Genomic DNA, 24413 nt, shown 5'->3' on the forward strand with positions numbered 1-24413 from the left:
GTGCTATCCACTAAATCTGACAGCGGCATTGTAGCAGTCAAGTGAACTAACTCAATCTTTGTATGGTATTTTTAACTTAAGCTGATTATGCTTAAGCCTATACTCTGAGGCAATGAGGTTAGTATGAAATTAGATGATGATATTCATAATTATTACGAAAAAATGTTGTTAGATCATATCAGTGAGCTGGGGCTAGATCAGGAGAAAGATAACGAATACCTTGCTGACCTATGCTGTATTTCATTAAACCTGCTTCCGCCACGTTACATTCGCTATGAAGTGGATATGGCGTTTTATCTGCCACAAAGCGAGCGCTATGAAATGCAAATGAAAGTGACAGAAGCGGTAACCCGGGCGCGCGAATTTCTGGATAGTAACAAATAATTTTGGATAACATCAGGAGAAGTGGGTGGCAACCCCACCAGCCACATCCCGGCACATGCGTCATAAGCTGTGGCTGCTTCCTTCCGGACCTGACCAGGTTAACCTACTAGCATTGCGAGAGGACCAATGGGATTACCATTGACTGCTAAAACTAGCAGGTGGGCATTATCCGTAAAAGCGCCTCTGCTTGCAAGGGTTGATAATTGGCAGCCGCTCAACTGCTTAAAAACTAGGCTATTATGCTATCACTTGGTCACCGGCCCGCTGCAGGGCACTATTGACGTAAGCAGAAGGGCAGAGCATGGCAGTTGCTTTACGCTGGTACTGCCACGAAAACTGCCCTGAACACGCTGTAATATCAGCCCTGGCTAAATTTTAAACGCGGCGGCTTGTAACTGCAATTTGGCCGCCAGTTGCGCCAGCATCGAGCTGGCTTTTGCGCTTTGTTTGGCGCTATGAGTTACCTCACCAATGCTGACCGTAAAGTCACTGATATTTTTACTAATATCCTCTGCCACTATGGTTTGCTCCTCGGTTGCCGTAGAAATTTGCACATTCATATCAACAATACTGCTAACCGAACTTTTGATAAGTTCGATCACTTCTCCAGCCTCTTTGGCCTTACTCACACTGGCCTGAGCAAAATTTTCTGAGGCCTGCATCGAACTCACCGCCGCTTGCGATGAGCCTTGCAGGTTTTCAATCATGCCCCGGATAGACTCGGTGGCTTTTTGGGTATTGGTAGCCAACTGCCTGACTTCATCAGCGACTACGGCAAAGCCTCGGCCGGCATCGCCCGCCCGTGCCGCTTCAATGGCAGCATTTAAGGCGAGTAAATTCGTCTGCTCGGCGATAGTGCGTATAACCGCTAATACCTGACTAATCTTATCCGTCTCACTATTCAAGTTAGTAATGACTGCAGAGACAGCTGCTAATGATTCTGACAAGCGGCCAATGGCGCTAAGATTTTCCCGCACACTTTGATAGCCCTGTTGCGAGTAGCTATCAGTTTCATTCGCTTGCTCTGAGGTTCGAAGTGCACTGCCCGCGACCTCTTGAATAGCGGCAGACATTTCAGTCACCGCCGTGGCAATTAACGTGGCTTTATGCTCTTGCTGATAAGCCGTGCCAGATACCTGATCGCTGATGTTGTTCATTTCTTCTGCTGCTGCGGCTAACTGGGTAATGGCCTGGGCTAACTCGGCAAAAAACTGCTGTAGGCGTTGCTGGGTACTATTAAAGGATTGAGCTGCAACGGCTAGTTCATCTTTACCTGCTATAGTGGCCCTTATTCGTAAATCCAGTTTGGCGCCTACCTGCTCTATAGCATCTTGTAATGACAATAACGGCCGGTGTATCGATTTATAGGTCAACCAGGCCATCACTCCCAGCAGCAATATCACCATACTTAAAGACCAGCTGAACAAGCTACGAAACAATGCTGCCGCTTGTTGTGCTTTCTGCCTGAATATCTGTGACTCCTCAAGTTGTAGCAGTATTAAGGCATTTAAAGCCTTAATTAACGGATCGGCAGCATCGTATAGCTGCTGATTGAAGCGTTCAGCCGGCAAATCTTGCAAACTGTTATTCTGTAGCTTGTCGTTAAATTGACGCATTTGCTGCAAAAATGGCGCCCTGACTGTCTCTGCTTGTTGCACTAAGCGACGCTCCTCGGCCGTCAGCTCAGTGTTTAAATAGGCTTGCCAAAAATCAGCAGCATGTCGTTCAGCCTGCTGCATCAAACGCTGCGCTTCAGGCTGGGCGATTAAGCCAGCTTTATGCTTATGCAGCGTATCCACCATGGTCACTGCATAGGCATCTGAGATTTCTTTGATTTGCCGCAAAGGCTGAATGCGGTCATTATAAAGTGAACCAATGCCCGCATTCAGTGTTTGCATTTGATGTATGGCGATTAGCGTGACAAGGGTGAGCACGACTAATGGGATAAGAGCTAACAACAAAAGACGCATTTTGACTGTAATTTGGTTAAGCATAGTGCTATCCACTGTGATAAACATCAGTTTCAGCCTAGTGCATCAAATCAGTAACTTACAGGGTCCAAGTACGATTTAACAAAATGAAATATTCTCGGCAACCTATTGCTATCATCTTGCTGCTAGTCATTAAAAAGTGTCTGCTGCCAACGCTTTAACAACTGTCTGGCGCGTTGTTGCTGAGTAGCCGACAAACGCAGTAATTGCTTCTGCGCCTCGGGTAATTGCTCCAGCTGTGGATTGGCATAGGTAAAATACACCGACGGCCGTTCTAATAATGCTGGCTCTTGCAGTTCAGGGCTAGCCAGTAATAGCGCTATCGCCTGCTGCAAACGTTGGTCAAACTGCAGATTTTCATAGCCAAGCTCGGAAAAAGCTTGATCTAAAAGCGGTTTATAGCGCTGCTTTAACGCCTTAAGTTGGGCTGGGGGGACGCTTTCTAATAACAACAAATAAGGTTCATAACGCTCGGTGTTAGCAGGATGCGCCAGATAACGGCCATCTTCGGTAGCAGTAGCTCGATAGCCCTGCTCCAGGCGCTTAAACACGTCATGCTCAGTCACCAGCCGGCCTTGCGCCAGGTTATCCACCGTCACCACAAAATTGCGTACCATCTCTTTTGTCACCAGCAAAGAAGCCAACCCCGGGCGCCAGTCTAGCGCCAGTAATTCATCTTTTAATACGCTGTCTGCTTGCTCTAAACTGGGTAAGGGAGTCTCAATTATTACCACAGGTTCAGTTGCAAGTGGCGTCGGCTCAGCCAGGGGCACAGGTTCTGGCAACTCAACCTCTATGGCTGGTGGCTCAGGTATCAGCGCTACCTCAGGCTCTACTATAGCAGGCTCAGGCAGAGGCAAAATGACTGGGGGAGCAGGCTGCGATGATGGGCCTGATAACAAAAACCATAAGGCGATAAAAACGACTATTATGGCCGCCGCTAAGCCAGCGTAATAGCCGGTTTGCCCTTTTCCTGACACTTGCTCTGACATAACGCTCCACCTGACAACATCGAATGAACCCAAAACACATTTAGCATTGCATTAATTTGAAATATCAGCAATATACTAAGTTAAAGAACGCAATCCCCTGGAAAAGTTCAACCTTATTATGGCCAAACCCGCTGTTCCTTCTGCAAAAAAAACTGCGTTACTGCTTACCGGCGGCGGCGCCAGAGCGGCCTATCAGGTAGGGGTGCTCAAAGCCTTAGCTGAACATTATCCCAGGGCTAGCCCTATCCCCTTTAAGATCATTAGTGGCACATCGGCCGGAGCCATCAATGGTGCTGGCATTGCCTGCTATGCCTCTTGTTTTCAGTTAGGCGTAAAAAAAATTGAATCGGTGTGGCGTAATTTTCATACCAATCAGGTGTATTACTCTGACTACCCCAGACTAAGCTGGCATTTACTCAGTAGCTTTTTTAGTGCCTTTCAAGCCGATTACGCCAATAAAAAGCCGGTCAGTGTATTTGATAACAAGCCGCTGAAACAACTGCTAACCCGCATTCTGGATTTACAGCGCATTGACCGCAATATTATGAACGGCTATCTGTCGAGTTTTTCCGTCACCGCTTCGTGTTATAACAACGGCGACTCTATTACCTTTTTTCAGTCCGATCATGCCAGCGAATGGCGCCGCGCTAAGCGCTGTGGGCAGCGCACCTTGTTGGGTGTTCATCATTTAATGGCCTCGGCCGCTATTCCGATAATGTTTCCTTCAGTACGTATCCACCAGCAATATTTTGGTGATGGCTCTGTTAATCAATTAGCGCCGTTAAGTGCGCCTATTCATTTGGGGGCAGATAAAATTTTAATTATAGGTGTGGCTGATCCGCGTAAATCCGCTGCCCGACATCAGCTTTTACACCATCCGGATTTGGCAACCGTCTCCGGCCATCTGCTTGATACCGTATTTACCGATACACTGAACTTTGATTTAGAACGGATGCAACGGATTAACCGCAACGTAGAGACGTTACAACAACATCAGATTAAAACCGACTTAAAACCGGTTGATAGCTTTATTATTAACCCCAGCCAAAATTTTAATCAGCTGGCGTCAGAGCATTTTTTATCCTTACCCTTAGCGGTTCGTACGCTGCTGCGAACCATGGGTATTCGTCAACATTCAGATTCAAGCCTGGCCAGTTACCTGCTGTTTGAGCAAAGCTATACCAGCCGCTTAATTGAACTGGGCTATCACGATGGTTTAGCGCAAATGGATGCGTTACTGCAATTTCTTGCCGATGATCACTAAAAAGGCGTCAAAGCCTTGACTAGTGTTGCTATTTTTCGCTATCACCATCGTCAACACTAAATGTAAGCACTTGAAAAATAAAAATATTTAATAATGGCTTAAAAATTGCTTTAACCAGTCAAGATTAACCATCAGGACCGGATAATGGAATTTATTCCTTTGCAGGACGTAGCACTGAGTGCTGCGCCAAGTTATGCCACTGTGACCCCCAGCTACCCCTGGCCTGACATTAGCCCCTGTCCGGACAGTAGCCTGCTAAGCCAGTTGCAAACCACGCTGGATGTGCAACAGCAGTTGAATATGTTCTCTATGGCTGCCGGCAAAATCATGCCGCTGGCCAGTGTTAAACTACAAACTGCTCTGGGTGAACATCAGGCTATGGGTTCACAACCGGCAAGCTATCAGCATAAAAGCTTGTTGATGTTAGAGCAGCAATGCTTGGCGCAGCTGCAATATCACAGTGATTATCCCTTTAGCCCTATGCTACAGCGGGAATTGCTGCTGCTTGAAACTGAATGGTTGTTTGCATTGCGTAATGCGTTAGTGGTAGCGCGATTACAGCAAATGGCGTTAAAAGATCCGCTGACCAGCCTGGGTAACCGGCGCTTTTTTGACGACAGCTTTGATAAAGCTGTACAGTTAGCCAAACGCCGGCAGCATGCTTGTGTATTGATACTATTAGATTTAGACAACTTTAAGCAGGTTAACGACCATTATGGTCATGCCATCGGCGATGAAGTACTGATCGCTGTGGCCGATGCAATGCGCGATACGCTCAGAGCTACCGACAGCTTGTTCCGTTTTGGCGGCGATGAGTTTGCCGTCGTGCTGTCGGCCGAAGACAGTGACAGTGCTGATTTAATTGCCCGGCGTCTGCTTAAAGCCATTAACCAGCATCATCTGTGTCAGCGTTATGGTGTCACCGCTAGTTTAGGCCTGGGCCACTTACAACCAGAGCAATTTGCTCATCAATTATTTATGGCCACTGATCAAGCCTTGTATGCGGCTAAACAATCAGGCAAAAATAACGTTCGGCAAAACAGTTAACCCGGGCCTCTAAATGGCTTTAATGAGGCTCAGGCAATTGCCAGCTAAGCCAGCTGTCAGCTGCGAAAGCGCTGATGGCTGACGCCTGCCCCGCTACCGCCAGCACCTGACCATTGGCTAGCAAAAGCGGTGTCACATTACGTTGCCAGGGCGCCAGCTGCCACAACTTCAACCATTGTTTTAGTGGCTTGGTCGGCTGACCGGCCGGTTTAAACAGCAAACTGTACTGGCCAAACACTACATCAACCGGCTGGCGTAAAAATGCCACAGCACCGTTTTGCTCACTGCTGCTAAGCTGTAAAGTACCCAACTGCAGTGGAAGATTGAGACTGCTACTACCATCCCAGATCCCATAATGACCAGCAGCTGGCTCCGCCCTTGGCATCAGCAGATATAAACAGCCATTAAATCGCTTTAGCTGATACTGCGCTAACTGTAGTTGCGGCATGGCATCGGCTTTGGCAGCTATCACGTCTGATTGCAACGTCTGCAACCATTGCTGCGATGGGTTTAACTGATAAAGACTGAGCCAGCGACGAACAATAAGCTGCTGTTGCTGCATGGGATAGCTTTGCAGTATGCAGATTGACAGAGGCCGTGTTAAAAAAAGCGGCGATGGTGGGCGTTGTTGTACCAGACACTGTTGCAAGCCCTGCTCAGCGAGCTCATCAGCCAGCTGTTGCAATTGAGCCAGCTGTTGCATGCTGCGCGCTGCCGTTTTAACAAAAGCCGGCCAGCGGGCACTCAGTAGCGGCGTGATCTGATGACGTAAAAAGTTGCGATCAAAACGTAAATCCTGATTACTGCTATCCTCAACAAAGTCTAACTGTCGCGCTTGGGCATAAGCGGCTAGTTGCTGCCGGCTAACATCAAGCAGGGGACGCAGCAAGTGCCCATTGGCAAAAGGCCGGCAAGCCGCCATGCCGGACAAACCCGCGGCACCCGCTCCGCGTTTTAGTGCCAGCAATAAAGTTTCTACTTGATCATCCGCGTGATGCGCGGTCAGTAAATAGCTATCAGCAGCAGTGACAAAAGCGGCTAAGGCCTGGTAACGGGCATCACGGGCCGCGCTTTCCACACTGTCACCTTTAGCGACTTGCACCTTTACATGGTTAAAACTAAGTTGATGTTGCTGGCATTGCTGCTCTACCAAGGCGCCCCACTCTGCCGCATCCGGGTGTAAGCCATGGTTAATATAGACCACCTGCAAGCTAAACTGCTGTCGCTGCGGCATGCTCGCCAGCAAATCCAGCAGCACCATTGAATCTAAGCCACCACTGCAGGCCAGCACCAGATGCTTCGCACCCTGCTGCTGCAGGCTCTGTTGTATTAGCGTAGGGCTGAGTAAAGGCGCATTCATAATGCAAAGTCGTTAAAAAATCACTGGCGCTAGTGTAGCAAAAAAAAACCAGCCTGCAGGCTGGTTTTTTTGGTTTTTAACGTCGTTGTAAATCAGCAGTAACCGAAAGACATTAAGCGTTTGTAGCGTTTATCCAGCAGCTCTTTGGTGCTTAATTGCTGCAGTTTTTCCAAATCGCGGATCAGGATTTTTTTCAACGACTGCGCCATTTGCTCTGGCGAGCGATGCGCACCACCTAAAGGCTCAGCAATCACGTCATCAATTAAATCCAGCTCTTTTAAGCGTCCTGCGGTTATCCCCATCGCCTCTGCAGCTAATGGCGCTTTATCAGCGCTTTTCCACAGAATAGAGGCGCAGCCCTCAGGAGAAATCACCGAATAGGTGCTGTATTGCAGCATATTGACTTTATCACCGACACCAATAGCCAAGGCACCACCCGAGCCGCCCTCACCAATTACCGTACAAAGTACCGGTACTTTTAAACCCGCCATGACTTTGAGATTACGGGCAATTGCTTCAGACTGCCCCCGCTCTTCAGCACCAATCCCCGGATAAGCACCCGGTGTATCAATAAAGGTAATGATCGGCAGCTTAAAGCGCTCGGCCATTTCCATTAAGCGTAATGCCTTGCGATACCCTTCCGGGCGCGGCATACCAAAGTTACGACGGATTTTTTCTTTAGTGTCACGACCTTTCTGATGGCCAATCACCATCACTGCCTGCTCACCTAAACGGGCAGTACCAGCGACAATAGCATTGTCATTAGCATAAGTTCTGTCGCCAGCTAACTCATCAAAATCAGTAAAAATATGCTGTAAATAATCCAGCGTGTAGGGCCGGCGTGGGTGACGCGCTAATTGCGCAACCTGCCAGGCGCCTAACTCAGAGAATATCTTCTTGGTCAGCGTCAGACTTTTCTCTTTAAGCTTGTTAATTTCTTCTTCTAAACCAAGATCATAATCGCCATTGCGACTGACGTTACGTAATTCGTCTATTTTTGCTTCAAGTTCAGCAATCGGTTGCTCAAACTCTAAATAATTCAGCATCATCGACTATCACTACCTAATTAATTAAATTGCAGTTCAATTGTTGCTAATTGTCTTAACTGATGCAACAAAGCGTCCGTGGGGGTAACCCACCAGGCTGTCCCTAGCTGCAGGCTTATCTGCCCTTCCGGTCGTTGGTAACATAGCCGAACCGGTACAGTACCTGCGTTAAACTCTTCCAGTGCCTGTTGTAATCTTTGCAGGTAATTGTGGTCTATCTGCGTCGATTGTACAGTAATATTCAAAGATTTCAGGGTTTTTTCCCGAACCGCGGTAATTTCGCTGACGTCGCGGCTGGACATTGTAAGGCCACCATTAAAATCATCAAAGCTGACCTGTCCACTGATCACCAGGATCCGATCTTTTTGTAGTAGTGCTTCAAATGTCTCTAGTTGCTCCGTAAAAAACCGCACATCCAACCGCGCCGATTTATCATCCAGCGTAACAATAGCCCAGCGCCGGCCTTTTTTGTTAATCATCACCCGCACAGATACCACCAGCCCGGCGACACTGACCAGTTGATCTTTTTTGGTCGGCTGCAAATCTACTAACCGGCAAGACACATAGTGTTTTAGCTCGTCCAGATAACGATTGATAGGATGGCCGGTTAAATACAAGCCCAGGGTTTCACGTTCCCCCTCTAGCCAGACTTCATCCGGCCAGGCTGGCACCTGTTTAAAGCTTTTCGCCGCTTGCTCTGGCTGTGGGCTTAATAAGCCGAATAAATCATCCTGCCCTACCGCCTGTGCCCGGGCATGCTGCTCGGCAGCTTTCATCGCCTCTTCCAAACTGGCCATTAAGGCTGCACGGTGCGGCCCTAAGCGGTCCATGGCACCAGATAAAATGAGTTTTTCCATCACCCGCCGGTTTAAGCGCTTTAAGTCTACCTTAGCGCAAAAATCGAATAAATCAGTAAAGTGGCCATATTGCTGGCGGGCTTCAATAATAGCTTCTATCGGGCTTTCACCAACGCCTTTAATAGCCCCTATGCCATAAACAATCTGGCCCTCTGAATTAACGGTAAACTTATACTGGCCGCTATTGACATCCGGCGGCATCAGCTGCAGCTTCATGCGCTCGCATTCGTCTACCAGCGTCACGATTTTGTCGGTATTATCCATATCGGCCGACATCACCGCCGCCATAAATTCAGCCGGGAAATGCGCTTTCATCCACAGTGTTTGATATGACACTAGTGCATAGGCAGCTGAGTGCGACTTGTTAAAACCATAGCCAGCGAATTTTTCTACAAGGTCAAAGATTTTAATCGCCAGCTCAGGGTCAATACCGTTTTTGGCTGCGCCCTCCTGAAAGGTATCACGTTGCTTGGCCATTTCTTCGGGTTTCTTTTTACCCATAGCCCGGCGCAGTAAGTCAGCACCGCCCAAGGAGTAACCAGACAGCACCTGGGCTATCTGCATCACCTGCTCTTGATACAGGATAATGCCGTAAGTCGGCTCCAGAATAGGCTTTAGCGATTCATGCTGCCAGGTCGCATCCGGGTACGAGATTTCTTCGCGGCCCCGCTTACGATCGATAAAGTTATCCACCATGCCCGATTGCAATGGGCCTGGCCGGAACAGCGCCACCAGCGCTATCATATCTTCAAAACAGTCCGGCTGCAGGCGGCGGATCAAGTCTTTCATGCCGCGCGATTCCAGCTGAAAAACGGCTGTGGTATCGGCACGCTGCAGTAAATCAAAGCTGGCTCTGTCAACCAGCGGGATTTTATCAATATTAATCAGCGGCCGACCTTCTTTGCTCAACCGGCTGTTCGCCATTTGCACCGCCCACTGTAAGATGGTCAGGGTGCGTAAGCCTAAAAAGTCAAACTTGACTAAGCCGGCATATTCCACATCGTTTTTATCAAACTGGGTGACAGGATTATTGCCTTCATCGTCACAGTACAGCGGCGAAAAATCGGTAATTTTGGTGGGGGCAATAACCACACCACCAGCATGCTTACCAGCATTGCGGGTTACCCCTTCTAACTGCCGTGCCATATCAATCAGATCTTTTACTTCCTGATCCTGGGCGTAGAGCTCAGGTAAACGCGGCTCTTCTTTAAAAGCTTGCTCCAGCGTCATACCTGGCGTTGGCGGGATCAGTTTAGAGATGCGATCAACAAAGCCATAAGGGTGGCCCAGCACCCGGCCGACATCACGGATCACGGCTTTGGCCGCCATAGTACCAAAGGTGATAATTTGCGATACCGCTTCACGGCCATACATCTGGGCTACGTGTTCTATGACTTCGTCGCGCCTGTCCATGCAAAAATCGACGTCAAAGTCGGGCATCGACACCCGCTCCGGGTTCAAAAAGCGCTCGAACAGTAAATCAAATTCCAGCGGATCCAAATCAGTAATTTTTAAAGCATAAGCCACTAATGAGCCGGCGCCCGAGCCCCGCCCCGGACCTACCGGAATATCATTATCTTTACTCCACTGGATAAATTCCATTACCACCAGGAAGTAACCAGGAAAACCCATCTGGTTTATCACACCCAGTTCGATTTCTAAGCGCTCATCATAAGGCGCACGCTGTTGTGCTCTCACTTGCGGATCGGGAAATAACTGCTCTAGCCGCTGCGCTAAGCCTTCGCGCGATTTTAAGACCAGAAAATCCGCATCCGACATACCGCCAGTAGGGAAGGCCGGCAAAAAATACTCGCCTAAGCGGATGGTAACATTGCAGCGTTTGGCAATCTCTACCGAGTTTTCAAGCGCTTCAGGTAAATCGGCAAACAACTGCTGCATCTCTGCCTCAGTGCGCAGGTATTGTTGAGCTGAATAGTTTTTTGGACGGCGCTTGTCATCCAGCGTATACCCATCATGAATAGCGACTCTGATTTCATGGGCAGCAAAGTCGTCAGGGGTTAAAAACACCACTTCATTAGTGGCAACCACCGGCAGCTGGTATTGCTCAGCTAAATTGACCGCTAACTGGATATAGCGCTCTTCATCAGGCCGGCCGCTTCGTATCAGCTCCAGATAAAAACGCTCAGCAAAATGTTGTTGATAAAAACTGAGCAGCTCAGCTACGCTCTGCGGGTTTTCTTTAAGCAGCGCTTTACCCAGCAAACCATCTTTACCGGCTGATAACACTATTAAGCCGGCAGCATGCTCAACCAGCCAGTGATGATCCAGTTGCGGTTTGCCATCAACATGGCCGCGCAAATACGCTTTTGACAACAACATGGTCAGGTTTTGATAACCGGTGTTATCGATACACAGCAGTAACAGCCGGCTGGCTTCATTCGGAAACAACGGATGTCGTACCCAGCAGTCGGCACCCACTAACGGTTTAATACCGGCATCATGCGCTGTACTGTAAAAGCGCACCAAGCCACAAAGGTTCATCTGATCGGTCAGCGCCAACGCCGGCATACCTGCTGCGGCGGCGGCTTTGACAATCGGCTTTATTTTGGCGACCCCATCTATCATGGAAAAGTCACTATGTACCCTCAGGTGCACAAAGGCCGGTTCTGCCATGTTATGGCTCCTGCTGAACTAACATACGCACCGGCTTAAAACTGCGTCTGTGCTGGTCAATAATGCCATGCTGGGCTATTGCCTGCAGATGCGCGGCTGTTGGGTAGCCTTTATGGTTGTCAAAACCATACTGCGGGTACTGCTGATGCAATGCCTGCATTTCGGCATCCCGCGCGACCTTGGCTAAAATGGAAGCGGCGCTGATTTCCGCCACCAATAAATCGCCCTTTATTACGCTACTGGCAGGCAGACCAAAATCCGGAGTACGATTACCATCTACTAACACCCAGTCAGGGGTCATACTCAGCGCTGCGACGGCACGGCGCATCGCCAGCATAGTGGCATGTAAGATATTTAACTGATCAATTTCATGCGGCTCAGCCCGTCCCAGCGCCCAGCACAAAGCGTGCTGCTTAATGAGCTGCGCTAGCTCGTCCCGGCGTTTTTCAGATAACTTTTTGGAATCCGTTAAGCCCACTATCGGCCGCAAAGGGTCTAAGATCACCGCAGCAGTGACCACAGCGCCGACCAAAGGGCCGCGACCGACTTCATCGACACCACACAGCAGTTTTACGTCAGGTCGTTGATACAACATCAGAATGAATAACCTCAAGTATAGCTTCTGCCGCTTTTTCACTGGCTTGGCATTGGATGCTCTGGTGCAAACGCCGATAGTCGGCGATAACATCCGTGTTGTCAGTTTGCAATAACGGCATCATCGCCGCACAGAGTGCGTCTGGCGTGACCTGGTGTTGCAGTAATTCCGTGACCAGCGCCCGGTCTGCCAGCAAATTGGGCAAACTAAAATGTTTTAGCGTCACTAAGCGTAAGCCAATCTGATAGGTTAACCAGTTAACCCGGTAAGCGACCACCATTAAGCATTTTGCCAGCATCCCCTCCAGCGTGGCGGTACCCGAGGCAATAAAGGTGGCATCAGCAGCCAGCAGCACGTCACGCGCCTGACCGGTAAAGGTTGTAATCTTAAGCTCCGGGGCTATCTGCTGTTTAATAGCATTAAATTGTTCAGCTTTAGCCAAGGTAACCATATTAGTCACCAACTGCAGCTGGGGCATCTGTTGCTGCAGTTGCTTTGCGGCTAGTAAAAAATCGCCGGCCAGCAGTTTTATTTCGTTACTACGGCTTCCCGGCATGATTGCCAGCACCGGCTGTTGTGAGTCTAAACCCAGGCTTGCCTTGGCGGCGGCTTTATCCACGTCAAGTGGCATATTGTCTGCCATGGTATGACCGACAAAGGTACAAGGCACCTGATACTTATCGTAAAAGGCTTTTTCAAACGGCAGCAGCGACAGCACCATGTTGGTGGCTTTAGCAATCTTAAAAATACGCTTGTGTCGCCAGGCCCAAACAGAAGGGCTGACATAATGCACGGTTTTAATGTCCGCTTTTTTTAACTGTAATTCTACCGGCAGGTTAAAATCTGGCGCGTCTATGCCGACAAACACATCCGGTTTATCGCGCAATAGTGCCGCTATTATATCGCGCTTTACTTTCAATAAGCGCGGCAGCCGACCTAATACTTCTACCAGGCCCATTACCGCTAATTCTTCCATGTCAAACAAGGCATCAAAGCCAAGCGCTTGCATACGTGGGCCACCAATGCCGTAAAATACTGCATCAGGGTGATGCCGCTGCAACGCTTTAATCAGATCAGCGCCTAAAATATCGCCGGAGTGTTCCCCGGCGATAATAGCAATACGTAAAGACGGTTTGGATGACATTACCGCACTATACCGCGACTGGCATTCGCAATAAAATCGGTAAATACCTTCAGCTCTGGCAGTTGCTCAGCTTTGTCTGTCAGCGCCGCTAACGCCTCACTGACAGTTTGCCCTTTGCGGTACACTTCTTTGTAAGCACGACGAATTTCCAACAGCGCTTCAGGGCTGAAGCCCCGGCGTTTTAAGCCTTCGCTGTTAATACCGGCCGGCTGACAAGGCGCACCATGCACCATCAAATAAGGCGGCACATCTTTTAGTACAATAGAGCCACCACCACAGAAGCTATGAGCACCTATATGCACAAATTGGTGCACGCCAGTCATACCACCCAGGATCGCCCAGTCTCCCACATGCACATGGCCTGCAGCCTGAGCTCCACTGGCGAAAATGATATGGCTGCCAATCACACAGTCATGCGCCACATGGGTAGTGTTCATAAAGAGGTTGTGGCTGCCAATAATCGTTTTACCCTGATCTTGCACTGTGCCGCGATGTACCGAACAGCCTTCGCGAAACACATTGTAATCACCAACAAGCAACTGGGTGGCTTCACCCTTGTATTTTTTGTCCTGGCAAGCTTCGCCAATACTGGCAAACTGGAAAAAGTGGTTACCCTTACCAATAATGCTCGGGCCTTTTATCGCTACATGCGACTCGACAATACAGTCATCGCCTAACTCGACATCATGGCCTATATAACTAAAAGCACCAATTTTGACATTTTTGCCAATTTTAGCAGTAGATTCTATGACAGCAGTAGCATGGATCACGATATTACCCTTCTGGCACACATTAGTTCAGCGCAGCAGACCACCTGCCCTTCAACCTTAGCTTCAGCATAAAATTTCCACATATTGCGGCGTTCTTTTAAAAATTTTACTTCAATTATCATAGTATCACCGGGCACCACCGGCTTTTTAAAACGGGCTTCATCTATAGCGGCAAACAAATACAACTCATTAGGATCACGTTCAGTCACCGTTTTAAAACCAAGAATACCTGTAGCTTGCGCCATAGCTTCAAGGATCAAAACACCAGGAAATATTGGCATACCCGGAAAGTGTCCGGTAAAAATCGGCTCATTAATAGTGACATTTTTAAGTGCAGTCAAAGACTCACCCGGAACGTAATCTAACACCCTGTCAATCAGTAAAAAGGGATAGCGATGTGGCAATAAAGCCATAATGTCCTGCACTTGCAGGGTATTAAGTTGGTTAGCCAAAAATTAATCCTCTGTAGGCGATAACCCTGCTTCGACAGCATCAGCTGCCGGCAGATGTTTTTCCAGCTGTTTAACACGCTGGTATAGGTGCTCTATTTGTCTTATTTTAGCGGTATTACGGCGCCAGTCACTATTTGCGGTAGCTGGAATACCAGAAGAATACACACCTTTATCGGTAATGGACTTCATTACCATACTCATGCCAGTGATTTGAACACCGTCACAGATAGTAATGTGCCCATTAATGACGGCTGCACCACCAATAACACAATATCGGCCTATCTGAGTACTGCCCGCAACCGCTGTGGCGCCAGCTATGGCTGAATGATCACCAATTTTCACGTTGTGCGCAATCTGACATAAGTTATCAATAATCACGTTATTACCAATAACCGTATCTTCAATAGCACCACGATCGATACAGGTATTGGCACCAATTTCACAATCATCACCAATACGAACAGCACCCGTTTGCGGAATTTTCAGCCACTGACCACGCTCATTGGCAAAACCAAAGCCATCTGAACCTATTACGGCACCGCTCTGCACTGTACAGTTTTTACCCATGACCACATTGTGGTAAACACTAACATTAGCCCACAGCCTGCTACCCGCGCCAATCTGAGCATTCTCACCGATAAAACAACCAGCACCAATTTGCACCTGTTCAGCAATCACTGCACCGGCAGAAATAACCGCATTTGCCCCGATACTGGCAGTGGACGCTACACTGGCTTCAGCATCAATTATAGCAGACGGATGTACCGCTGTAGCGGCCATAGGTGTGGTATCTAGCAGTCTGGCGACTTTGGCAAAACCTACATAAGGATCGGCCAACACCAGGATATTGACACCGGGCGGCACAAAAGCAACATCTTCTTGCTTAACCAACACGGCAGAAGCTTGAGTGTTGGCCAGATAATGACGAAGTTTACTGTTTGACAGGAAGCTTATCTGACCGACGGTAGCATGCTCTAACGAGGCAACGGCAGAGACGCCGCAAGCGGCGTCTCCAATTAATTGCGCCTTAAGCTGCTCAGCCAGGCTTACCAGGGTTAACACTTGCATTACTTAGCTTTACTGGCCTGGGCCGCAACAGCATCTGAAATATCATATTGTGGCTTGGCGTATACTGCAGAGGTGGCATTGAGCACGATATCAAATTTTTCGCGCTCAGCAACCACGTCAATGGCAGTTTTAATTAAACCTAAAATTTTATTACGCTCTTCATTTTGACGTGCACGCATCTGCTCATCTAATGGCCGGGCCAGGGTTTCATATTGCTGGCGCAGTTCACCAATCTTTTTTGCCAGCTCTTGCTGCTGTTGTTCACTCATGGTCGGGCCGTCGCGACGCAATTTTTCCATGTTAAAACCGATATCTGTTTCCAGTTGATTTACTTGCTCAATGCGAGCAGCAAATTCGGTGCGCAGTGTTTCTTGCATAGTGGCAGACTGAGGGATACTGGCAGCAACGGCTTGCACATCCACAAAACCAATTTTGACCGTATTGGCCATGGCAGTAGAAGCCATAAACAGTGTGGCGGCCAACAATACTGCAGCTTTTGTCAGAGAATTATTAAACATCATTTTCCTTATACCTTTAATTAGAATGTTGTACCAATGTTGAAACTGAAATTTTCTTGCAAATCGCCATCATATTTTCTGATGATTTTTGCCAGACTGAAGGTTAACGGCCCCATTGGCGATATCCATTGTAACGATACACCAGCTGACGCCCGAATAAAACTCGGATCTGCGTAGTCAATTAACGGTGGTTCGCGGTCAGAACCACGAACCTGTTGCAAAGCAGCGTACCGGTTAATATCAAACTCGGTATCCCAGACGTTACCCGCATCAATAAACACACTGGTGCGCACTGAGTTACGATTTTCATCTTTTAAAAACGGCGTTGGCGTGATTAACTCCAATGTCAGCACGCCCATAGCATTACCACCAATCGAACGTTGCGAAACCTGAAATTGATCATTAGAGGGATCTGACGGGAAAGCGCCACCGCCGGCAACAGGATCTGGCACGCCCGGTACTATGCTGGCCTGGCGGAAAATGGCATGAGGCCCGATAATACGGTTTTCGAATCCGCGCAGGTTATAGCCGCCAGCATAAAAGTTTTCGGTAAAGGGTAAGGTGTAATCATAACCATTTTTACTACCATAACCATTCCCATAGCCCAGTTCTAACTTAGTGCGGAAGGTCCACTGATGATCAAAGCTAATCGGAATATATTGCTGTGCATCAAACATGGTTTTAAAGTACTGCAAATCTGAATTAGGGGTGGTCGCGCGAATATTCAGGCTAACCATCCGCCCCGCTGTAGGGAACAAGCCACGGTTTAATGTGCTGTGCATCCAGCCGGCACTCAGTTCATAGTTAGTGAAGTTGTAACCACCATCCGGGTTTTGCGCATCTAATAGCACGGCCCTGAAGTGACGCAACTGATCATATTCCTGAATCGAGTTAATTTTGTTAACTACATAGTTAGCACCGAAATTCAACCTGTTAAACTCGCTTATCGGGTAACCCACATTAGCACCTATACCATAACGGCGCTGATTGTAGGCTTCCAGGTTAGACGCCGCACTGCTGTAGTCTGTATCCATATAAAAGACTTGACCACCCAGGCTGACACCATCCAGAGTGTAATACGGATCGGTGTAACTCAGGCTGATCGATTTTTGAAATTTATTGGTACTCAGGCTGATACCGGCACTGTTGCCGGAACCAAAAAAGTTTTCCTGCTGTACCCCCACCTGGAATGACAATCCCTGATAAGAGCCATAGGAAATACCAGCGTTAAAGCTGCCTGAAGGCTGTTCTTTAATAGTAAAGGCTACATCAACCTGATCATCGACACCAGCTACAGGCGAAGTGTCAAAATTGACATCTTCGATGTAAGGCAAACGTTGGATCCAGTTTTTAGACATTTCCAGATAGTCATTTGACAACCAGGCGCCTTCCATTTGCCGTAATTCGCGACGAATAACTTCATCACGGGTATTACTATTTCCTTTGATGTCGATCCTTCTGACATAGACCCGTTTGCCCGGATCCACATTGATGGTTAACTCAACTTCTTTATTTTCTTCATCAATTTTGGGGATAGTACGAACCTGAGAGTTAGCGTAACCAAAACGCGCCATTAAACGGCCAATGCTTTCTTCTGTAAAGGTAACCAGAGCACCGTTATAAAGTTGGCCTTCGCGCAGCGGTAAAATGGCTTTGACCAGTTCATCCTGACCGATTAAATCACCAACAAAACTGACACCGCTGATTTTGTATTGCTCGCCTTCAGTAACATTTAATGTCACGTAAACGGCCGTCTTATCCGGACTTACCGAAACCTGAGATGAGTCTACGCTAAAGCGCAGGTAGCCCCGATCCAGATAGTAACTGTTAATTTTTTCAAAATCGCCCTGCAAGGTTTGCTTCTGATAACGATCAGACTGGTAAAAACGCCACCATGGCAGATCTTGTTTCGACTCAATGACACTGAGCAATTCTTCATTTGAGAACAACTCATTGCCAACAATATTGATTTGCCGTACGGAAGCCGCATCACCTTCAACAAAATCAAACTTCAGGTTTACCCGGTTGCGCGGTAAATAAGTGACCTGTACTTCCACCTTAGCCTGATACTTACCCACGCCATGATAGAATTCGGTTAAACCATTTTCGATATTTTTCAGAATGGTTTTATCCAGTGGTTCACCCACCTGAATACGATTACCAGCCAAACTTTCGTTTAGCTGCTCTTCTTTAATATCTTTGTTGCCAGAGAACTCAATATTGTTGATGGTAGGCCGCTCTTTTAAGCGGTAAATGATAGTATTACCGTCGCGAAACACCCGGATATCATCTAAATGACCGGCGCTATATAGCGTACGGATACTGCGCGACAGCGTATAGTCTGTCACATTATCGCCAATACTGAACGGTAGGTTATTCAACGCAGCTCCTAAGGCAACACGTTGCAGACCTTCGACCTGAATGTCCTGTACGGTAAAAGATTCTTCAGCAAGCACCGAGTTACTGCCTGTAGCAAGCAACATCGCAGCTACTAATCGTTTAATTGTCATTATTTGAACTACTTATGATTAGTTTATTACAAACGAGAAATATCGTTGAGCAGCGCAATTCCCATTAACATCAGCAGGACTAAAGCACCGAAGCGAAAACCTATTTCCTGCGCTCTCTCAGAGACAGGTTTACCGCGTATTAGTTCCACCACAAGATACATTAAATGCCCGCCATCCAGAATAGGTAACGGCAATAAATTAATAACTGCCAGATTAACGCTGATCAGCGCTAAAAAGGATAAAAAGGCAATAAGCCCTATACTAGCCGTGGCACCTGCGCCCTGAGCAATAGAAATGGGCCCGCTTAAATGCTTAACCGATACATTGCCAGTAAGCAGCTTGCCAATCATAGCAAAGCTTAAACGGGTCAATTGCCAGGTTTGCGCCACGCCCTCTGTCAATGCCGCCACAGGACCATAGCGCTGAGTGTAACGGATCCCTTCTGGCCAGTCTGTAACGACAGGTAACACCCCTAATAAACCTTGGCTAAAACCATCTGCGCGTACAGCACGCTCCGGTATCGCTGTCAGCGTCAGCGTTTGACCATCACGTTCAATCAGCAATTCCAGTGGTTGCTCAGGGCTATTCTGAATAGCTTGTTCAAACGGCAACCAACTGAGTATCGCCTCACCATTGGCCATCAATATTTTATCACCTGCCAGCAAGCCAGCTCGTTCCGCAGCAGAGCCCGGGCTAATATGCGCCAACTCTGTGGTACGTTCAGGCACTTGTAAATTGATCCCCAGGCTGTCAAATACCGTTTGCTGCTCAGGATTAAACTGCCACTGCCGGGTATCCAGTAGCCGCTCAGTGCGAACACCTCTGCTATCCTCAACACCTAAGCGAATATCAGCACGGCCAATTTGCTCCACTAACAGCAAATTTAAGGTACGCAAATCACGGGACGGATGGCCGTTGACACTGACAATCTGATCATTTTCACTGAGTCTGGCTGACGCGGCAATGGACTGCGGCTGCACCGAGGACACCACAGGCTTCACCTCTGGTACGCCAATCAGATACATCATACAGAGCACAAAAATAGCAAAAATAAAGTTAGCAGCCGGGCCAGCCACAATAATAGCCATGCGTTGCCACACGGTTTTATGGTTAAAGGCTAGATCCTTAAATTGCGGCAATACCGGATCAACCCGCTCATCCAGCATTCGGACATAGCCACCTAATGGAATGGCGGCAATAATAAACTCAGTGCCCTGACGATCCCGCCAGCTAAACAGTGCTTTACCAAAACCAATAGAGAACGTCTTAACTAACACGTTGTTACGACGCGCTACCCAAAAGTGGCCGAACTCGTGTACGGTAATCAGCACACCTAACGCCACGATAAAGGTCAGCGCATTCCACAAAAAAACCGACATTAACTTAACACCCTCAGCTGTTGCTTGGCAAAGGCGCGGGCCTCTGCATCGAGCGCTAATATATCATCCAGTGACTGTGCATGATACCCCAGAAACCGGTTGAGGCAGCTTTCATTAACACGGTGGATGCCGGTAAAGCTCAGCTGCTGTGCCAGAAAAGCCGCTACTGCCACTTCATTAGCAGCATTTAACGCCGTGGTGGCGCCCTGTCCGGCGCTACACGCCGCGATAGCCAGATATAAATTAGGATAACGTTCAGGCTCAGGGGCGCTAAAGCTAAAGGCAGGTAAATTGAAAAAATCCAGCGCAGCTACCGGGCTGCTGATCCGCTCCGGATAAGCCAGCGCATGAGCAATTGGCGTGCGCATATCGGGTTGCCCCAGTTGCGCCAGCACTGAGCCATCAGTATATTGCACCATTGAATGAATAATACTTTGCGGGTGAATAACGACCTGTATTGCCGCTGCCGGGCAATTAAACAACCAACGCGCTTCAATAAACTCCAGGCCTTTGTTCATCATGGTCGCGCTGTCGACGGAAATTTTTTGCCCCATGTTCCAGTTCGGATGCGCCACAGCTTCGGCTACGCTGATCTGCTTAAAGCTATCTAGCGGCCGCTGCAAAAAGGGCCCGCCACTACCGGTTAATAATAGCCGCGCTATACCTTGTGCTGATAAGTCTGCCTTATAGCACTGCTGCTGCAAATGCGCGGGCAAACATTGAAAAATGGCATTATGTTCACTGTCAATCGGCAACAAACGCGCACCATGTGTTGCCACTTTTTGCATAAAGAGCTCGCCGGTCATCACCAAAGCTTCTTTATTTGCTAATAACACGGTTTTGCCTTGCTCTACTGCGGCCAAAGTGGGGAGCAGGCCAGCGGCCCCAACAATAGCAGCCATCACGATATCGGCCTGTGGATGTGAGGCTAAGGCAATTAACCCCTCAGCACCACTAAGTACTTCTGTATTGATACCTGCCGCTTGTAAACGCTGCGCCAGTTGCTTTGCCGCAATCGCATCCTGCATAGCGGCAAACGCCGGTCGTACCATTAGACATTGCTGGTACAGCAACTCGACGTTGTTATTAGCCGTTAACGCCAATACACTAAATTTGTCAGGATGCTCTGCCAGTACCGATAAGGTGCTAACACCAATAGAGCCGGTAGCGCCCAGAATAACCACATGGCGCATTACTGCACACCACCGAGCAGCAACAACAATAGGGCATATAAGGGTGCCGTTGCCGTCAGGCTGTCAATTCTGTCAAGAATACCGCCATGACCGGGTAAAAAAGCGCCACTGTCTTTTACGCCAGCCGCCCGTTTAAACATGCTCTCGGTCAAATCACCAAACACCGATAACAAGCACAACAGCGTCGCCGCGATATACCAGAACACGGCATTGGCAGGCCAGCCAACATATAACAATAAGGAGGTAAGGAGTAACAGCACTAATGTCAGGCCACCGAATAGGCCTTCCAGCGTTTTACCCGGGCTGACTTTGGGTAATAACTTAGTCCGACCGAAAGGTTTACCGACAATATAACCGCCAATATCCGCCGCCCAAACCAAAATAAGTAAGCCGCAAATCAACCAGGCACCATAAAATGGCGTTGCCGTGTAATCAATGCCGCGAATAAACAAAATCGCTACCCAGGCGGGCACCAGCGTCAGCCAACCCATCAACGCACGGCGCCAGTCGCTTGATGCCCACCAACGCTGGCTGCGCGGATAGCTCAAGACCAGGCCAATCGCTAATAACCACCAGCCGGCGCCGGCCAGCAACAGCGCATTGAGTAACAGATTAGCACTGAAATCTAAGCTCGATTGCGCGGGCAATAACCAATATAAGCAGGCAAAGAGAAGTGCACTCAGAACCACATAAGCCCAACGCATACGCTTAGATGGCAGACCGCAGAAGCCACTCCACTCCCAGGCGCCCAGTAAAAAAGCCAATGAAATAAATAATGCAAAGCCAGGCAAAGGCAAATAAAACACCGCCCCCAAGGCCAGCGGCGCCAATAACAGCGCGGTAATGACTCGTTGTTTAAACAATATTGTTATCCTTTGTTCTCTAAAGCGAGTTCTCTGATCTGCGCCCCGGTGCAGCCAAAACGGCGCTCACGGTTAATAAAGGCAGCAATAGCCTCAGAAAATACCTCTTGCTCAAAATCTGGCCATAAGGTGTCAGTAAACCAGAATTCAGCATAAGCGGCTTGCCATAATAAAAAATTGCTAATGCGCAGATCGCCCCCGGTGCGTATTAATAAATCCAGTTCAGGCTGATCGGCCAACTGCATCAGCTGACCCAGTTGCTGCTCATCAATGGCATCCGCATTAAGCTGACCACTGGCCACTTGTACTGCTAATTGCCGACTGGCATTGACAATGTCCCAACGACCACCGTAATTCGCTGCAATATTCAGCGTTAAAGCGGTGTTATCTGCGGTCAAGGCTTCAGCCTGTTTAATACTAGCGACCAGTTTAGCGCTAAAAGCACTGAGATCCCCCACCACTTTTAATCGCACATTATGTTTGTGTAATTCTTTTACTTCTTTGTGCAGTACCATCAAAAATAACTGCATCAGGGTGTCAACTTCTTGCTTGGGTCGACGCCAGTTTTCGCTACTAAAGGCAAACAAGGTTAAAGACTTAATGCCCAGTTCACGACAAAAACGTACACTGCGTCTGACCGCTTCTACCCCTTTTTTATGACCCCAAACTCGTGGCTTACCCTGCCGCTCAGCCCAGCGGCCGTTACCATCCATAATAATTGCCACATGTTGTGGCAATGCTTGTTGTTTGAGCTGCGTTTCTGCAGTCATAAATAAGACCTGTCCTTTTGTGCATATTCAGCAGCACACAGCAACATTAAATGAGCCAGCAGCTGATAATAAAAAGCGCCGTAGAGCATTACTGGCACGGCGCCCGGTCACGCAAATCAGCTTAAGCTGATTAAACTTCCATCAGTTCTTTTTCTTTATCAGCCAATACTTCATCAATCTTTTTGACATAGGTATCAGTTAACTTTTGAATTTCATCTGCCGCGCGACGTTCTTCATCTTCGCTGATATCTTTATCTTTAAGCAAGGATTTAAAATCGGCATTGGCATCACGACGAATGTTGCGAACCGCGACGCGGCCGCCTTCGGCTTCCGCACGCACCAGCTTGACCAGGTCTTTGCGCCGCTCTTCTGTCAGGGCAGGCAACGGCACACGAATAACAGTGCCGGCAGACATAGGGTTTAAGCCTAAATCAGACGCCATAATGGCTTTTTCTACGGCTGCAGTCATGCTTTTGTCAAACACAGTAATGGCCAGAGTACGGGCATCATCAATAGAGACGTTAGCCACCTGGCGCAAAGGTGTGTCTGAGCCGTAGTAAGACACTTGAATACTGTCTAATAAACTGGGGTGTGCCCGGCCGGTACGAACTTTGGTTAATTGAGATTTCAGCGCATCGACGCTTTTTTCCATGCGGATTTTACTGTCAGCAATAATGTCGTTAATCACGATCGTTATCCTTAAAAAATGAGACGGTAGCGAATAGTGCTAGCGTTAGTTTACTGTAAATTTTCAGCGTGGTCGATCACGGTGCCTTCAGACTCACCCATAATCACTCGTTTTAATGCGCCAGGGGTATTCATATTAAACACCCGAATTTGCAAGTTATGATCCCGTGCCAGCGTAAAAGCCGCTAAATCCATGACTTTCAGCTCTTTATCTAACACTTCGTTGTAGGTCAGTTTGCTGTATAAGGTAGCTGTAGGGTCTTTTACCGGATCGGCAGAAAATACGCCATCTACCTTAGTAGCCTTTAACACGGCGTCAGCTTCAATTTCGATGCCGCGTAAGCAGGCTGCGGAATCTGTGGTAAAAAACGGGTTGCCGGTACCGGCAGAAAAAATCACTACCCGACCTGATTTTAATAAGCTGATGGCTTCGGCCCAGCTATAGTTATCACAAACACCGTTCAGTGGAATAGCTGACATCATGCGGGCATTGACATAGGCCCGGTGCAACGCATCACGCATCGCCAGACCGTTCATCACCGTCGCCAGCATACCCATATGATCGCCTACCACCCGGTTCATACCGGCTTTTGCCAGACCTTCGCCGCGAAAGATATTGCCACCGCCAATTACGATACCTACCTGCACACCCAGCTCTACCAGCTCTTTAATTTCTTGTGCCATACGGTCCAGCACCTTGGGATCTATACCAAAGCCTTCATCGCCCATCAGGGCCTCACCACTTAGTTTTAACAGAATGCGTCGGTAGGTTGGTTTTGGACTGATGCTCATGGGTACCCCTTGTCACTGGTTAAGTGAAAATGTTAGACGTGGTGATAAAAAAAAACCGCGACGTTAGTCGCGGTTATTCTAGCGGTTTTTAGTCATT

At 48.3% G+C, this 24413-nt stretch carries 21 protein-coding genes and 1 other RNA gene; 3 read left to right on the top strand and 19 right to left on the bottom strand.

Annotated elements, in window-relative coordinates; all coding sequences use genetic code 11:
• Positions 1-123: 123 nt before the first annotated feature.
• Positions 124-384, top strand: coding sequence for a late competence development ComFB family protein (locus tag V7D78_RS00815; protein ID WP_333606521.1), 261 nt, complete (start codon positions 124-126; stop codon positions 382-384).
• Positions 385-416: 32 nt separating this feature from the next.
• On the opposite strand, the gene ffs is transcribed toward V7D78_RS00815, so the two are convergent.
• The 3 genes from ffs to V7D78_RS00830 all read right to left on the bottom strand — a co-directional run bounded on the left by ffs (position 417) and on the right by V7D78_RS00830 (position 3367).
• An RNA gene (ffs, locus tag V7D78_RS00820) (signal recognition particle sRNA small type) lies at positions 417-513 on the bottom strand.
• A gap of 239 nt (positions 514-752) precedes the next feature.
• Entirely contained in the window at positions 753-2378 is a 1626-nt protein-coding gene (locus V7D78_RS00825; RefSeq protein ID WP_333606522.1) for a methyl-accepting chemotaxis protein, read from the bottom strand.
• A gap of 122 nt (positions 2379-2500) precedes the next feature.
• Complete coding sequence (locus V7D78_RS00830) at positions 2501-3367, bottom strand: DUF3014 domain-containing protein (protein ID WP_333606523.1); 867 nt, start codon at positions 3365-3367, stop codon at positions 2501-2503.
• A 118-nt stretch (positions 3368-3485) separates the two neighbouring features.
• On the opposite strand from V7D78_RS00830, the gene V7D78_RS00835 reads away from it, so the two are divergent.
• Both V7D78_RS00835 and V7D78_RS00840 read left to right on the top strand, forming a co-directional pair.
• Positions 3486-4631, top strand: coding sequence for a patatin-like phospholipase family protein (locus V7D78_RS00835; protein WP_333606524.1), 1146 nt, complete (start codon positions 3486-3488; stop codon positions 4629-4631).
• A gap of 144 nt (positions 4632-4775) precedes the next feature.
• Positions 4776-5678 (top strand): GGDEF domain-containing protein, encoded by a 903-nt coding sequence (locus tag V7D78_RS00840; RefSeq protein ID WP_333606525.1) that lies wholly within the window; start codon positions 4776-4778, stop codon positions 5676-5678.
• A gap of 19 nt (positions 5679-5697) precedes the next feature.
• Here the strand turns inward: V7D78_RS00840 and tilS are convergent, their stop codons facing one another.
• From tilS to pyrH, 16 genes are all read right to left on the bottom strand, one after another.
• Positions 5698-7038: a tRNA lysidine(34) synthetase TilS gene (tilS, locus tag V7D78_RS00845; protein ID WP_333606526.1), complete on the bottom strand. Its 1341-nt coding sequence runs from the start codon at positions 7036-7038 to the stop codon at positions 5698-5700.
• 92 nt (positions 7039-7130) lie between these two features.
• The gene (gene accA, locus V7D78_RS00850) at positions 7131-8087 is read right to left on the bottom strand and encodes an acetyl-CoA carboxylase carboxyl transferase subunit alpha (protein ID WP_333606527.1); all 957 of its coding nucleotides are present in this window, start codon (positions 8085-8087) and stop codon (positions 7131-7133) included.
• Positions 8088-8104: 17 nt separating this feature from the next.
• Complete coding sequence (dnaE, locus tag V7D78_RS00855; RefSeq protein WP_333606528.1) at positions 8105-11575, bottom strand: DNA polymerase III subunit alpha; 3471 nt, start codon at positions 11573-11575, stop codon at positions 8105-8107.
• A 1-nt stretch (position 11576) separates the two neighbouring features.
• The gene (rnhB, locus tag V7D78_RS00860) at positions 11577-12170 is read right to left on the bottom strand and encodes a ribonuclease HII (RefSeq protein ID WP_333606529.1); all 594 of its coding nucleotides are present in this window, start codon (positions 12168-12170) and stop codon (positions 11577-11579) included.
• Complete coding sequence (lpxB, locus tag V7D78_RS00865) at positions 12151-13314, bottom strand: lipid-A-disaccharide synthase (RefSeq protein WP_333606530.1); 1164 nt, start codon at positions 13312-13314, stop codon at positions 12151-12153. Before lpxB ends, rnhB begins: the two co-directional genes overlap by 20 nt.
• Positions 13314-14084: an acyl-ACP--UDP-N-acetylglucosamine O-acyltransferase gene (lpxA, locus tag V7D78_RS00870; RefSeq protein WP_333606531.1), complete on the bottom strand. Its 771-nt coding sequence runs from the start codon at positions 14082-14084 to the stop codon at positions 13314-13316. Before lpxA ends, lpxB begins: the two co-directional genes overlap by 1 nt.
• A complete protein-coding gene (gene fabZ, locus V7D78_RS00875) occupies positions 14081-14536 on the bottom strand; it encodes a 3-hydroxyacyl-ACP dehydratase FabZ (protein WP_333606532.1) in 456 nt (151 codons plus the stop codon). The genes lpxA and fabZ overlap by 4 nt, the downstream gene beginning before the upstream one ends.
• Positions 14537-14539: 3 nt before the next feature.
• Positions 14540-15604: a UDP-3-O-(3-hydroxymyristoyl)glucosamine N-acyltransferase gene (gene lpxD / locus V7D78_RS00880; RefSeq protein ID WP_333606533.1), complete on the bottom strand. Its 1065-nt coding sequence runs from the start codon at positions 15602-15604 to the stop codon at positions 14540-14542.
• Complete coding sequence (locus V7D78_RS00885; RefSeq protein ID WP_333606534.1) at positions 15604-16122, bottom strand: OmpH family outer membrane protein; 519 nt, start codon at positions 16120-16122, stop codon at positions 15604-15606. Before V7D78_RS00885 ends, lpxD begins: the two co-directional genes overlap by 1 nt.
• Before the next feature lie 20 nt (positions 16123-16142).
• Entirely contained in the window at positions 16143-18632 is a 2490-nt protein-coding gene (bamA, locus tag V7D78_RS00890) for an outer membrane protein assembly factor BamA (protein WP_333606535.1), read from the bottom strand.
• Positions 18633-18658: 26 nt separating this feature from the next.
• The gene (gene rseP / locus V7D78_RS00895) at positions 18659-20011 is read right to left on the bottom strand and encodes a sigma E protease regulator RseP (RefSeq protein ID WP_333606536.1); all 1353 of its coding nucleotides are present in this window, start codon (positions 20009-20011) and stop codon (positions 18659-18661) included.
• The gene (ispC, locus tag V7D78_RS00900) at positions 20011-21204 is read right to left on the bottom strand and encodes a 1-deoxy-D-xylulose-5-phosphate reductoisomerase (protein ID WP_333606537.1); all 1194 of its coding nucleotides are present in this window, start codon (positions 21202-21204) and stop codon (positions 20011-20013) included. The genes rseP and ispC overlap by 1 nt, the downstream gene beginning before the upstream one ends.
• The gene (locus tag V7D78_RS00905) at positions 21204-22067 is read right to left on the bottom strand and encodes a phosphatidate cytidylyltransferase (RefSeq protein ID WP_333606538.1); all 864 of its coding nucleotides are present in this window, start codon (positions 22065-22067) and stop codon (positions 21204-21206) included. The genes ispC and V7D78_RS00905 overlap by 1 nt, the downstream gene beginning before the upstream one ends.
• A 5-nt stretch (positions 22068-22072) precedes the next feature.
• Positions 22073-22837 carry a polyprenyl diphosphate synthase gene (uppS, locus tag V7D78_RS00910; protein WP_333606539.1) on the bottom strand — a complete coding sequence of 255 codons (765 nt, stop codon included), beginning with the start codon at positions 22835-22837 and terminating at the stop codon, positions 22073-22075.
• A gap of 130 nt (positions 22838-22967) precedes the next feature.
• A complete protein-coding gene (gene frr / locus V7D78_RS00915; protein ID WP_333606540.1) occupies positions 22968-23525 on the bottom strand; it encodes a ribosome recycling factor in 558 nt (185 codons plus the stop codon).
• A 50-nt stretch (positions 23526-23575) separates the two neighbouring features.
• Entirely contained in the window at positions 23576-24316 is a 741-nt protein-coding gene (pyrH, locus tag V7D78_RS00920) for a UMP kinase (RefSeq protein WP_333606541.1), read from the bottom strand.
• Between the last annotated feature and the right edge of the window lie 97 nt (positions 24317-24413).

Source organism: Arsukibacterium sp., from assembly GCF_036735525.1.
Taxonomy (GTDB): domain Bacteria; phylum Pseudomonadota; class Gammaproteobacteria; order Enterobacterales; family Alteromonadaceae; genus Alishewanella.